The 12,026-nt window shown below is 47.7% G+C and carries 14 protein-coding genes and 1 pseudogene; 1 reads left to right on the forward strand and 14 read right to left on the reverse strand.

Features of this window, described 5'->3' with window-relative positions; genetic code table 11:
• The 5 genes from AC1WIP_RS04895 to AC1WIP_RS04915 all read right to left on the reverse strand — a co-directional run.
• Positions 1–521: DUF3810 family protein (locus tag AC1WIP_RS04895; protein WP_481140765.1), on the reverse strand; the 521-nt coding region annotated here is incomplete at its 3' end.
• Entirely contained in the window at positions 496–1,917 is a 1,422-nt protein-coding gene (locus tag AC1WIP_RS04900) for an MATE family efflux transporter (RefSeq protein WP_481140766.1), read from the reverse strand. The genes AC1WIP_RS04900 and AC1WIP_RS04895, both read right to left, overlap by 26 nt.
• 188 nt (positions 1,918–2,105) lie before the next feature.
• Complete coding sequence (locus tag AC1WIP_RS04905) at positions 2,106–3,266, reverse strand: DUF3048 domain-containing protein (RefSeq protein WP_481140767.1); 1,161 nt, start codon at positions 3,264–3,266, stop codon at positions 2,106–2,108.
• A 182-nt stretch (positions 3,267–3,448) separates the two neighbouring features.
• A complete protein-coding gene (locus AC1WIP_RS04910) occupies positions 3,449–3,997 on the reverse strand; it encodes a hypothetical protein (RefSeq protein ID WP_481140768.1) in 549 nt (182 codons plus the stop codon).
• Between the two features lie 102 nt (positions 3,998–4,099).
• Positions 4,100–4,963 carry an AAA family ATPase gene (locus AC1WIP_RS04915; protein ID WP_481140769.1) on the reverse strand — a complete coding sequence of 288 codons (864 nt, stop codon included), beginning with the start codon at positions 4,961–4,963 and terminating at the stop codon, positions 4,100–4,102.
• Positions 4,964–5,123: 160 nt separating this feature from the next.
• Between AC1WIP_RS04915 and AC1WIP_RS04920 the strand changes: the two genes are divergently transcribed.
• Positions 5,124–6,485, forward strand: a complete 1,362-nt coding sequence (locus AC1WIP_RS04920; RefSeq protein WP_481140770.1) for an MATE family efflux transporter — start codon at positions 5,124–5,126, stop codon at positions 6,483–6,485.
• On the opposite strand, the gene AC1WIP_RS04925 is transcribed toward AC1WIP_RS04920, so the two are convergent.
• From AC1WIP_RS04925 to AC1WIP_RS04965, 9 genes and pseudogenes are all read right to left on the reverse strand, one after another.
• Complete coding sequence (locus tag AC1WIP_RS04925) at positions 6,482–6,823, reverse strand: permease (RefSeq protein WP_481140771.1); 342 nt, start codon at positions 6,821–6,823, stop codon at positions 6,482–6,484. The two genes, AC1WIP_RS04920 and AC1WIP_RS04925, sit on opposite strands and share 4 nt — an antisense overlap.
• Positions 6,810–7,805 carry a hypothetical protein gene (locus AC1WIP_RS04930; protein WP_481140772.1) on the reverse strand — a complete coding sequence of 332 codons (996 nt, stop codon included), beginning with the start codon at positions 7,803–7,805 and terminating at the stop codon, positions 6,810–6,812. Before AC1WIP_RS04930 ends, AC1WIP_RS04925 begins: the two co-directional genes overlap by 14 nt.
• A gap of 36 nt (positions 7,806–7,841) precedes the next feature.
• Positions 7,842–8,741 (reverse strand): permease, encoded by a 900-nt coding sequence (locus tag AC1WIP_RS04935; protein WP_481140773.1) that lies wholly within the window; start codon positions 8,739–8,741, stop codon positions 7,842–7,844.
• A gap of 86 nt (positions 8,742–8,827) precedes the next feature.
• Positions 8,828–9,874, reverse strand: a complete 1,047-nt coding sequence (locus AC1WIP_RS04940) for an aldo/keto reductase (protein WP_481140774.1) — start codon at positions 9,872–9,874, stop codon at positions 8,828–8,830.
• A gap of 27 nt (positions 9,875–9,901) precedes the next feature.
• The gene (locus AC1WIP_RS04945) at positions 9,902–10,339 is read right to left on the reverse strand and encodes a cupin domain-containing protein (RefSeq protein ID WP_481140775.1); all 438 of its coding nucleotides are present in this window, start codon (positions 10,337–10,339) and stop codon (positions 9,902–9,904) included.
• Positions 10,340–10,398: 59 nt separating this feature from the next.
• Positions 10,399–10,641 (reverse strand): annotated as a pseudogene (locus AC1WIP_RS04950) (cyclophilin-like fold protein); the annotation flags it as partial.
• A gap of 54 nt (positions 10,642–10,695) precedes the next feature.
• The gene (locus AC1WIP_RS04955) at positions 10,696–11,199 is read right to left on the reverse strand and encodes a flavodoxin (protein WP_481140776.1); all 504 of its coding nucleotides are present in this window, start codon (positions 11,197–11,199) and stop codon (positions 10,696–10,698) included.
• A gap of 2 nt (positions 11,200–11,201) precedes the next feature.
• Positions 11,202–11,756 carry a flavin reductase family protein gene (locus AC1WIP_RS04960; RefSeq protein WP_481140777.1) on the reverse strand — a complete coding sequence of 185 codons (555 nt, stop codon included), beginning with the start codon at positions 11,754–11,756 and terminating at the stop codon, positions 11,202–11,204.
• A 35-nt stretch (positions 11,757–11,791) separates the two neighbouring features.
• Positions 11,792–12,026 (reverse strand): flavodoxin (locus AC1WIP_RS04965; protein ID WP_481140778.1); only part of this gene is annotated, 235 nt, incomplete at its 5' end.

Consider the following 12,026-nt stretch of genomic DNA (forward strand, 5'->3'; position numbering starts at 1 on the left):
CTCTCCACCTGCCTGGATAAGGCATTACATTTTTCCGCAATCTCATTATATAAAAGAATCAGCTCATTTACCGTGTATGTGCCTTCCGCCTCACTGCCTCTTTCCCCGAAATATTTTTCGGAAAAGGTGGATGCGTGATACAAAATAAAACAGTTTAACGTCATCACAAGGCATACGATCAACAGGGTCCAGATAAAAAATACATAGAAGCCCTTCACCATTCCAAGGCATTTCCCCCGAATCCGCCGAAACGCCGGAAGGGGAATACAGACGGCCAGGGCTGCTGCCGGAGCAAGCACAAAAGCGCATCCAAGTAACAGCAGGCCCGCAACAATCATCCATTCCCCTACGGAAAAGGGAAACAGGCCGGTGATTCTGCCGTAGGTATTGACCCACACAGGAAAAATCCAGGCAATGTAGGCGTCGCAGAATGCCGTGCTGTTCCATGCCGCTGCATTTAACAGCACCACTGCCGCTGCCATGCCTATCCACAATTTATGCCTGCGCTTCCCTTTCTTCATAAGACTCCCTTGTCATTTTTTTGTTAATCTTGAGCTTGGCTTTCTTCCACAGGCCGGTGCGGTACAAGATATACAGTATCACGGCAGAAATGCCATTGCTGATTACTACCGAATACCACACGCTGCGCACGCCCATGTGAAGGATGCTCTCGCAGAACCACAGCGTCAAAAACCGGAACACCCAAAGCCTTGTGGCGTCCACCGCCATGTTTACCTCCGTATGCCCTGTGCCCTGGAACAGGCCTGACACCGTATTATAAATACCGTTGGTAAAGCACCAAAATGCCATAATGCTTAGGAAGTCCGCCGCCATGGCAATCACCTGGTCATCGTTGGAAAAAATACTTACAATGGCTGTGGATATCCGCATCCTTGATAAAATCATACCACCAACAAACAAAAATACAACAGAAATCCACATAGAAATGCGGAAACCCTTTTCCGCCCGCTCCTGCTGCCCGGCTCCCATATTCTGAGCCACAATAGTTGCCGTTGCAGAACCGATACCGTTGGAGGGCAGCGTAATCAGCCCGTTTACCTTGTTGCCGATCCCATAGGCTGCCATGGCTCCTGTTCCGTATACATACACATTCCTGCTCATCAAAAGGAAACCAAGCTGCATGGTGCTTCCTCCGATTGCTGTGGGCAGACCCACCTTCAGGATCATTTTCAGCTTTTCCTTTTCAAACCGGATGTGGCGCACATCCAGACGAATGTCCTTTTTGGGGTTGGAAAGCAGCACAAAGGCTGCTACGGCGGGAACCGCCTTCGCCAGCAGCGTAGCCAGGGCCGCGCCTGCCGTTCCCATGCCGAAGGTGATCATCAGCAGGGGGTCCAGCACCATGTTGATCAGAATGCCGCCCAGATTCAGAAGCATAGGGCGCACCGCATCGCCCTGAGCCTGATGCACTGCAGAAAAAATGTTCACCATGTAAAGAAAGGGCATATCCCAGATCACAATTCTAAGATAGGTCTGAGCATGCACAAAGGTTTCCGTATCAGCACCCAGCCAATTTATGATTCCCGGCGCAGCGATAAAGCATACTGTGGAGCACACCACCGAAAAGAGCATAGCGCAGGCAAATATCTGGTTTGCCATGCTTTTGCCCTCATCCTTTTGACCTGCGCCCACATACTGGGCGATCAGCACTGCTCCCGCCACCGTGATGCCCGTTCCGAAATTGATAATCACATTCTGCACAGGCGTCACCAGATTGATGGCCGCCAGCTGGCTGGTTCCGATTTTTCCCAGCCAATAGGTGTCCGTCAGATTATACATGGTCTGCAGAAAGCTGTTGATGACAACCGGAATCGCCAGCGATAAAATTGCCTTCACCAGATTTCCCTTTAATATCAGTTCCTGATTTTTCTTTTTTCCCAATTTTACTGCTCTCATTTCTATCCCTCCTGCCCGCCCGGCGGACATTAAAATAATCCATCAGAAATCTTTCACAGTTATGTTACAGCAAAATCACAGTACTAACCACCTGAAATTTGGGAAAAATACGCAAAAAGTACTGAAAAATTATGAAAAAAGAAACAGCCGGAGCTGTTTCTTTCTCATAACCGGTCTGCTGCCGGACTTTATTCATAGGACATATACTGAGAATACTCATCCCAGATATTGCAAATCCATGTTTTCCCCTGATTGAACACGATTTCATTGCCGTTCTCATCCAAGAAAATATTGGGATCATAATCCCCGTTCCGGCTCCAGGTTCCCTTGATCACCCTGCCGTTTGTAAACACATAGGCGTCTCCCGTTCCATGAACGCCAAAGGCCAGATAATCCAGATTTGCAGGATCTCTTACCTCTCCGTGACAGATTTTGAATACCACATTGCTCACAGCAATCTGTTCTCCATTCATTTCATCCGTGTGGGCAGCGCCGTACTGGGTACGGTAATATAAGCCGTCCTCTTCATTATAGGTAAAGCAGGGATTGGCATTGCCGTAACCGCCGCTGTTAGAGGAGGTGCCTCCGGGATAAATCTTGGTTGCCTCAGGATAATCCACATATTCCGCCCGCTGTCCGTCCGCAGCGAAGGTAAAAGCCTGCACAAAACGGTCCGTATATTCCGTCTCATAACCAAGACGGTCCACAGCCTCATTGTAGCCGTCAATAAACAGATAGCCCGTATATTCCGTGGCATAGCCGGATCTGGAAATACGGTCAAAGGCCTCCGGAGCGGCTACATCTATGCCCTCCACCGCCTGGCTTACATTATCAATTCTGTCTGTGTTGATGATCGGCCCTACAAAGGGAATTGCAAGACCCCAGTTCACAAATATGGAATCATAGGCCATAGCCTCATACACATAATAATCCCGGGCGCTGCGCACAGGCCCAATGTGATCCAGATCGTCATAATCCTCAAACAATGCCATGAGACGAGTGATTCGTCCCTCCACAGGCGCCTCGTACACAATGCTTGCCTGAGAAATACCATACTGGGGCAGGGATGGCTTATTGTTCGGCATAATCACTGCCATATTTCTTCTCTTTACTACAGCCTCATCCTTCCACTCCCCTGTGAGATAGCTCTGCATCTTGCCGTCCACCACGGTCCGTTCCGTAATCACAGTATCTCCAGAAGGCTGCGCCTGTTCCTCTCCCTCCTGTGATTCACTGGCTATAGGCTGTCCTTCCACAGTATGGACAACGGAACCGGAGTCTTCGTTATTTCCACAGCCTGTAAGAATACCCATTGCCACAATCATTGCTGCAAGTACTTTCTTTTTCATAAAAAATCCTTTCCTTTTGTTACTGGGCCCTTTTTCCTCAGGGCTGCCTGTCTTATTTTAGCTCTTTCTAATGCCTTTTGTCTATTTATTTGCACAAAATTTTCTTAGAAATTTTTAGAAGCATAAACCCGGCGCCGTTTTCACAGCACCGGGCTTTCTTTTTCCGAGGTTCAAATTTTTTATCACTGCTGCGGATTTTCTGTCTGCGCGGCCGCAGATTCCGGTGCAGGCTGAGGTGTCTCAACAGAAGTCTGCTGAGGCGCTGGAGCGGGCTGAGGTGCAGGAGCCGGAGTCGGCTGCGGTACTGGTGCAGGAGCCGGAGCGGGCTGCGGCTGCACTTTTACAATTCCATATGCCCAGTCTGCAAACTTTCTGGCTCCAATAATATCCGCATCATTACCCTTCAGATTCTTCAATACACCCACAATGCAGAATACCAGCACAAAAATGCTCACAAGAGCTTCTACCAGTCCGTCTGCAACACCCCAGATATGGGAAATAATAGGGATCTCATACAAAAAGTCAAATACTCCCAGCACTGCGGACACTAAATTTCTTGCCACGCACAGGCAGATAGCCTGAATTACCTGACGGGTTGCCCACTCGCTTTTCTCCGCAAGCAGTACCACGCCTGCCAGCAGAAACAGCACTGTGGAGTACCCCAGATATGCGAGAATAAACGCCGACACAGTGTAGAAGCACAGTCTAATGCCATATTTTCCTTTTTCCATTGATAAACCCTCCTCAATATTATTATTTTCAGGAATACATATTGCCAATATCAGTATAACGTAAAAGGCAATTTATTGTCAATGAAAGATAATATTTTGATGTCACTCGTCAAATTCCCCTTCATGCTCCTTGAAAAATTCATAATAAGCGCGCACGCTGGGAAGCTTTGTCCATTTTTTGACATCCACAGGCTCTTCGTCCATATCGTATATTTTTGCATTTTTTATGGATAGTACAAAGGGAGAGTGGGTGGAAATGATAAACTGGCATCCAAAAAAGCGGGCGGAATCCTCCAGAAATTTCACAAGCTCTTTCTGTCTTTGGGGAGACAGGCTGTTTTCCGGCTCGTCCAGAAGGTACAGGCCATTGTCCTTTATCTTTTCCGAAAAATACAAAAAAGCGCTTTCCCCGTTGGAATGCTCCCGCACATTGTCCATCAGGCGGCTCCGCACATACCTGGACTGGGTTTTTTTGCGGGCGGTGGTCACCTTTTTAAGCTGCTCATAATCCTCCAGAGAGCGCATTTGAAAATGAGAATATTTGGCGTCCAGATATTCCTCAAACAAATCCTCCCTTTTTCTGTCTACGCCCTGGTTGAGGCTTCTCAGATTCAGCATAAAATCAAATACATCATCACTGGTGATGATTCTGCTGCCCCTGGGAATGGGCTTGTACACTTCATAATCGCACATGGCCGTATAATCCTCAAAAAAATTGCTGCGGTTGTACAGGGAATCCCTCTCCAGTCCCAGCTTTTCTGCAATCACATTCAGGGCCGTGGTTTTTCCGCAGCCGTTGCCTCCATATAAAATTGTGACAGGCTCAAAATCAAGCATAGTAAGCCGGTGTCTGACCAGCACCTGAAAGGGATAATAAGAGTCATAGCAGGTCCTTTGTATCCCCATAAAAAAGCTGTGCTCCCGGTCCACATTGGGAAAAGAAAAATGCTTTAAATAAATCATCATCTGCCTCTTGCATTTCCTGTTTTTAGGTGTATGATATAGAAGGCATTTTACCATAAAAAGCAAAGGCACGAAACTGGTCATAATAACCAAAAACAGGTTCCAAAGCAGTGGCCGGAGTTTCTCACCTGACTATATTTTATACTGAGAAAGGAAATATGCCGTGAAGAAGCACGAAATGGACCTTTTAAGCGGGTCTTTGTGGAAAAAAATTTTGATGTACAGTATTCCCCTGATGTTTACAAACATCCTCCAGGTGGTGTTCAACATGTCGGACATTGCCGTGGTGGGAAAATTTGTGGGCCCTATCGCACTGGGAGCTGTTGGCTCCACCAGTATTCTTGTGACATTGTTTACGGGGCTTTTGATCGGTTTGGCCAGCGGTGTAAACGCTCTGACCGCCCTGCATATCGGTTCCAAAAACGAAAAGGATATCCGGGAAACCGTACATACCTCCGCCATTCTCTGCCTGCTTGCGGGAATTTTGATTCTGCTGATAGGCGTCTGCTTTACGCCCGCCATTTTAGAGGCCATGAACACCAAGAAGGAGCTGATTGCTGACGCCGTGCTGTACCTGCGCATTTATATGCTGGGAATGCCCGCCCTTGCCCTCTACAATTTCGGCAATGCGGTTCTAAGCGCTGCAGGAGACACTAAGCGTCCTCTGTACTATCTTTCCCTGGCCGGTGTAATCAATGTGGTTTTAAATCTGTTTTTTGTGATCGTATGCCATCTTGGCGTTGCTGGAGTGGCTATCGCCAGCATTATCGCCCAATATATTTCCGCCTCCCTGATCCTGCGGTCTCTCTTCCAAAGCCAGGAAAGCTTTTTCTTGCGCATGGCTTATCTCAGGGTGGACTCTGCCAAGCTGATCCGCATTTTGCGCATTGGCCTGCCCTCCGCCCTTCAGTATGCCCTTTTTGCCATCGCCAATCTGTTTGTGCAGACCAGCGTAAATTCCTTTGACCATGTGATGGTGGAGGGCAATTCCGCTGCCGCAAATGCGGATTCCCTGATCTACGATATGATGGCTGCCTTCTACACCGCCGCTGCAAGCTTTATGGCGCAGAATCTGGGGGCACACAAAAAGGACAGGATTTTAAAGAGCTATCTGATCAGCCTGACTTATTCCTTCTTCCTGGGGCTGATTCTGGGAGTGAGCCTATACCTTTTCCGGTATCCCTTCCTCTCCCTCTTTACCAGCGACAGCGCCGTGATAGAGGCGGGCATCAGACGTCTCTCCATCATGTCCCTGTCCTACGCTGTTTCCGCCTTTATGGACTGCACCATCGCGGCCTCCAGGGGACTGGGCCGGACCGCCATCCCCACTGTTATTGTGATCATGGGCTCCTGCGTGTTCCGCATCCTCTGGATTTATACGGTTTTTGCATACTTTGGCACCATAGAATCTCTCTATCTTTTGTATGTATTTTCCTGGCTCTTTACCGCTGTTGCAGAAGGAGTGTATTTCATCAAAATATACCGCCGCTGTATGGCGGCGGAGGGGCTGGCTGATGCAGCCTAGTTTCCTGATATAAACAAGTTTACCACCAGCCCGGCCACCAGAGAGAATACCATCACAAAAGCCAGATACAGCAAAAAGCGTTTCATGCCCAGCACAATTTTTAAAGCCCCCGGATTTGTGATTTTTGTGGCAGGTCCGGTAATCATAAAAGAAGCTGCGCTTCCCACACTCATTCCCTCCCACAGCCATTGCTGCAAAAGGGGAATGGTGCCGCCCCCGCAGGCATAAAGAGGAACCCCGATTGTGGCCGCCATCAGCACACCAAGGGCCTCATAGCCACAGTGAATGCACCCAATACAAGGGTGTATCTCAGCGTGGGCTGCGTCAATAACCTCCACAGTATGCCCCGCTTCCTTCGCTCCCTGTTGAAAGCACTCTGCCAGCAGATCGAAGCAGAATATTATCAATACATTTCTGGCCGTTGGAGCCATCAACATATACCCGCATGGGTGAAAGACGGGAAGAATTAACAACTCTTCTGCCTGCCCACTGGCTGCTGTAAGCCACTGCTTGGGCCCGGTCATACTCATACTGGCAGGCCTTCGGCGTTGAATTGCGCTGCTGGCCGCGAAGTTCCATGTCTTCCCTTGCCTTTGACAAAAGTTCATCTACCTTGCCGGGGAGAAACGATTCTGCTTCCGGAATTACCATTTCTTCACTGTCCCAGTCCCAATATTCTCTAATCAGATTCCAGTAAATGGAATCCCACTGCAGATGCCCCACGATCTTCCACCCATCTGCTGTATCCTGCAGTTTAAAATGATGGACAATACGATACAAAGTTGTGTCGATTTCCGGGTGCTGGCTGAAATTCTGGGTGCTGGTTTCCGTAATCCAAATATCGACGCTTCCATCCCCAGCAGTTTCCGCCGCAGTTACATTTAACTCGTAACCATAATCATCCAGGCGCAGATCGGTTTTCTGCATCTTTCTAAGTCCTGTTACATAATCCAGGGCGCTTTCATCCAGCAAAAGCTGATCCCCTGCCGTGTCCAGAAAAAGTTCTGACATATCCTGCGGCTCCAGAGACGCAAGCCCATGATAGCAGGCTTCCATATATCGGACAATCAGTTCTCTCTGTCCCGGGAGCAGCCTCTGTTCCTGTTCCCCGGAAAAAGGATCCTTGTTTTCAACCAACTCTTCGTCATCCGAATCGGCGCTCTGCAGTTCCGATATATCTGGTTCTGATTCCGCCGCCGTTTCTTCACCCCCTTCTGGTACTTTATATCCCGTTTCCCTCAACCCGCATCCAGCCAGCCATATCAGACAACTAAGTACAACGACTACTATCCCCGCCTTTTTTCCTGTCCGTATTATCACTTGCATCTTCTCCTGAGTATCTTTTCATCCTATCCTTCAAATAAGTAGATTTACAATTATGCCTGCCAAAAAAGAAAACAGCATAACAAACGCGAGATACAAAGCAAACCGCCTTGCCCCCATAATAATCTTTACCGCTCCCAGATTAGTGATTTTCGTGGCCGGGCCGGTGATCATAAAAGAGGCCGCACTTCCTACGCTCATCCCGTCAAAAAGCCATTGCTGCAGCAAAGGAATCGTCCCGCCTCCGCAGGCATAAAGCGGTACACCTACTGTAGCCGCCATTAAAACTCCCAGGGCTTCATTTCCCCCGAACAGAGAGGTCATGGCATCTGCCGGGACATATCGCTGAAAAAGGGCAGACAGCAAAATACCGATCAGGAAATAGGGGCCAGTAGCCTTTACATTGCGTCCAAGATTTTTCACATACCGTCTAAGCAGGCTCGGATCCGTATCCCGGTTGGCTGGGCCGTTCAAATTGTTAAAGTTAAAAAAAGAGCGATTTTTACAAAGAAAAAATATAAGCAGGCCTGCAAGGATCCCGCATAGGAAACAGGTAATGATTCTTACTGCCAGAACGGTATGGCCCAAAGCCGCGCTGTAAACAATGAGCTGGGGATTCAGCAGGATGGAACTCATCATAAACGCAGCCAGCCAGTCATCTTTCATTCCACTCCGTGAAAAAGAGGCCGCAATGGGAATGGTCCCATACATGCAGAGGGGAGAAGCAACCCCTAATGCACTGGCTGCCACGATCCCCAAAATCCCCAGCCTTTTCCTCTGAAGGGAAAGAAATACCCGGTGAATAGAATCCTTTGCAAATACGGAAACCGCAGACCCGATTGCCATTCCTATGACCCAGTAAAAAAAGATCTGATCCCATTGCACTGTAAAATAATACCAAATATAGACAAATTCCCGCTGAAGAATTTCCATTTCTGCTCCTCTCTATCAAATCAAATGTTTTCCATCTGGATCATCAAGAATGTAATAACAATCGCTTTTTATCCTGATCAGGCAGCTTAAGCCTTCTCAATCTTTTGATTTCCCGTCGACCACACATGTTTTTCCTTTGCCGCCGCTGGAGTGTTTTGTGCCATTACACCTACCAGCTTATGGGGCACATACGGTTCTTCCAGATAGGCAATTTCGTCCTCTGTCAAAGCCAGGCCTACCGCTTTTACCGCCCCCTCGATATGGCTCAGTTTTGTGGCTCCTACTACGGGAGCTGTTACCTTCGTCAGCAGCCATGCGAGGGAGATTTCCGTCATGGATACGCCTCTCTTATTTGCAAGTTCCGCAACCCGTTCAATAATCACATTGTCCTGCTTTGCCGTAGCGTCATACTTGAATTTTGCATAGCTGTCCTCTTCAAGACGTTTGGAAGTTTCACCGGGATGTTTTGAAAGGCGTCCGCTTGCCAACGCACTGTAGGGCGTCATGGAAATATTATCCTCTGCACACAGTTTCGCCATCTCCCTTTCTTCTTCACGGAAGATCAGATTATAATGCCCCTGGATGGACACAAACTTTGCAAACCCTTCTTTTTCCGCTAAAGCATTGGCTTTTGCAAGCTGATAAGCAAAACAGTTTGAGATGCCTATATATCTTACCTTTCCAGCCTTTACCACCCGGTTCAGTCCATCCATAATGTCATATAAAGGCGTTTCATAATCCCACATATGATAAATATAAAGATCAATATAATCCATGCCAAGGTTTTTCAGGCTGGTATTTACCATCTGCTCAATATGCTGCTGCCCAGAAATACCCGAATCAATCTCATCTGGAGTGCGCGGAAGAAATTTCGTAGCTAATACAATTTTATCTCTATCCGCAAAATCTTTGATCGCGCGCCCTACATACTGCTCACTGGTGCCGCTCTGATAGCCAATCGCCGTGTCAAAAAAGTTTATCCCCAGATCCAATCCCCGCTTAATAATCTCGCGAGAATGCTCTTCGTTAATCGTCCAGCTGTGCTGTCCGTTTTTTGAATCACCAAATCCCATGCATCCCATACAGATTCGCGATACTTCAATTTCCGAATTCCCAAGTTTTATGTATTGCATTTTCACAGCCTCCTGCCACAGTCATCCTTAATCAAGCGCGTTATAAGCTGTATCATCCACAGCCTCCAGCCATTCATTGGAAGTCTCTTCCCCAGGAACCTCCAGTGCGATATGAGAAAACCAACTGTCTTTTTTCGCTCCATGCCAGTGCTTGACTTCAGCCGGGATCACGATCACTTTCCCTGGCTCCAGGCTGACCGCCTCTTTTCCCTCTTCCTGATACCATCCCTCTCCAGCTGTACAGATTAAAATCTGGCCACCGCCGCTTTTTGCATGGTGAATATGCCAATTATTCCGGCACCCAGGTTCAAAGGTCACATTAGCCAGAAATACCGGGCACTTTCCCGCTTCCGTTAATGGATTCAAATAAGAATTTCCAATAAAATACTGGGCATAGGCTGTGTTGGCATTTCCTAATCCGAAAACATTCTCCTGATCAAATAAATTTTTATCACTGATACGCATATAAATCCTCCTTATATTGTTTTTATTTCCGCTGCATCATCGCAGCAGCTTTGGAATAGTTACTCTGTCTCCATTAATTCCAATGTACCTGTAAAATCCTCTGTTTTACTGGAAAGTACCTCCAGTCCGCTTTCTACCTTTCCCAGAGGAACAAGTTCGTCTGAATAACGAAAATCACCGTAAAAAATCGTAAAATTAGCCCAAGGGCGGTAAATCACCATTTCGCCCGCAACCGGTTCGTATCCTGGTTCTTCTTCCCCTGGAGAAAGGGGATCTTCCAAACGCTCAATAGGCTTTTCTACTCCCGATAGATCAAAGCTTCATAAATCTTCTCCTCTTTAGCCCACGCAGCTCCTTTAACCGACATAAGGAAGCCAGTCATCTGTAATTCCAGTTCTGATGAGCCATTGCCGAAGCAACTTCGCTAACTGCTCCTCGCCATCGCCTATTATCCCCAATGGTTCCCGTATATCTGCTTTCGGGCACAATTTAGCAATATCTTTCCTGATATTTCCCACAGCGCCTCCACAGTATGAATAAAACGGAAGAATGATTTTCCCGGATAAATCGTTTCGATACAGCCAGGAAGCCAATGGCGGCGCAATCGTTCCGCACCAGTCTGGGCACCCTATAAAAATAACCGAATAAGGACGCGGGGAGCTGGCGCCTGGAAGAAGCTGCGGATAGCAGCCGGTTCGGATTTCCCGTTTTGCTTGCTCCAATAATTCCGGGAAAGCCATTGGGTAGGGCTGCCGGGGATGAATTTCACACCAATCACCGGAAGTAACTTCCTGCAGTTTTTGCGCAATTTGATGGGTATTGCCCGAATAAGAGTAGGAAACAATCAGTAGGGGGTTCATTTTCAATCCTTCTTTTCTTTTCCAAATGACATACATTTACCAATCACATCGCCAGTTCGCAGATACTCATAAGTAGGCATTTCAAACAGCACTGGCTTCAAGGTATGATAGTCAATCTTGCCTGCCTCATTCAGCACGTTTTCTTCGGCATAGGTTGCGTCAATGGTGCATATAAAACTCTCAAATCCTTTCGTCTCATAAATATCCTCTACGCTGCATACCATGGTTACCGGCGCCTGTACGATCATTGGCACACCTGCATCATCTGTCACATAATCAAACAAAGCGGATTTATCCTCTTTGTTTCCGCTTACGCAGCCGGAGCGGTCCGCCCCCACAAGCATTGCCTCATCTACAATGTTAATGGAAAGTTTTTTGGTTGCTTTGATTCCCTTATTCGTATAGTGGGCAGATGCCAAGCTGACCATTACATGGTCATGGCCGATAATGCCAAGATGACCCACAAGGAGCCAGTTGGGCTTTCCATCGACCATGGCCCCTACGACAACGAGAGGGGTGGGATACAGTGCCAGTGCGTTTCCAATGTTCTTTTTCATGTTGCATAACCTCCTCAAAATAATGATATTATGATTTATTGTCTTTCAATTCCATTGACATCCAGCCATGCCGCTACATCATCCGGCATACCAGAGCCGCCTGAGTAATTGATCGCAAGGCCCTCCGCCATATTGGCGTCCGGAACCAGCTTTGCAATGGCAGTCTGGCTTTGGCCAAGCCCTCCTCCGCCATGACTGCAGAATGGCAAAATCGTTTTGCCGGAGAAATCATACTCTTCCAGAAAAGAAGCGATGGGCATGGGAATGGAG

The sequence above is a fragment of the Acetatifactor sp. genome (genome assembly GCF_982438285.1).